The following is a 795-nucleotide window of genomic DNA, read 5'->3' as shown; positions in this document are numbered from 1 at the left end:
AGACGTCATCTCATTTGGTGAGTCTGCGATAGCAGATGAGGGTGCAGGCGATGCTGGTGAAGGCGAGGAAGTGGTCGGCTTTGCGTTCGTAGCGGCGGTGCAGACGTCGGCATCCGGCGAGCCAGGCCATGGTGCGTTCGATGGTCCAACGGTGGCGGCCGAGTCGCTGCGAGGTCTCGATGCCCCTGCGGGCGATGCGGTGCCGTATGCCTCGGGCGGATAGCCATCGCCGCAGGTGATTGTAGTCGTAGCCCTTGTCGGCGTGGAGTTTGTGGGGCCTGCGTCGCCGGCGTCCCCGGCGAGAGCGGATCGGCGGTATGCCCTTCACCAGTGGGATCAGTGCCTGGCTGTCGTGCGTGTTGGCGCCCGAGATGCCGACGGACAGGGGTAATCCGTTCCGCTCCGTGATCAAGTGGATCTTTGACCCGTACTTGCCCCGGTCTACAGGATTCGGGCCTGTCAGCTCCCCCTTTTCAAGGCCCGCATGTTGACCGAGTCGATCGCGCACCGGGACCAGTCCAACTCGCCGCGGGCCCCGAGTTCGTCGAGGACCAGGCGGTGGAGTTTGGCCCACACTCGGGCCTTCGTCCACTCGGTGAACCGTCGGTGAGCCGTCGCGCCGGACGGCCCGAACGACGCGGTCGGCAGCTGCTGCCACGTGCAGCCAGAGGTCGCCACGAAGACGATTGCGGCCAGCACTTCGCGGTCGCCGTGCCGACGCCGGCCACCGCCCTGAGGCCGCGACGGCGCCTCCGGCACCACCCGCTGGAACAGTTCCCACAACTCGTCCGGCAC

Annotated in this window: 1 protein-coding gene; it reads right to left on the bottom strand. The window is 67.0% G+C overall.

Going from position 1 to position 795, the window contains the following annotated elements:
- Nucleotides 1–10 precede the first annotated feature (10 nt).
- A protein-coding gene (locus ACX28W_RS43995; RefSeq protein ID WP_459005706.1) for an IS5 family transposase occupies nucleotides 11–795 on the bottom strand; the annotation gives its coding sequence in 2 pieces (ribosomal slippage) (nucleotides 11–462 and nucleotides 462–795; 786 coding nt annotated over the 2 pieces). This gene is flagged as partial in the annotation.

Source organism: Streptomyces sp. SD15 (genome assembly GCF_054462255.1).
The sequence above is the reverse complement of the archived record's forward strand: the minus strand, read 5'-3'. Positions and strand labels throughout refer to the sequence as shown.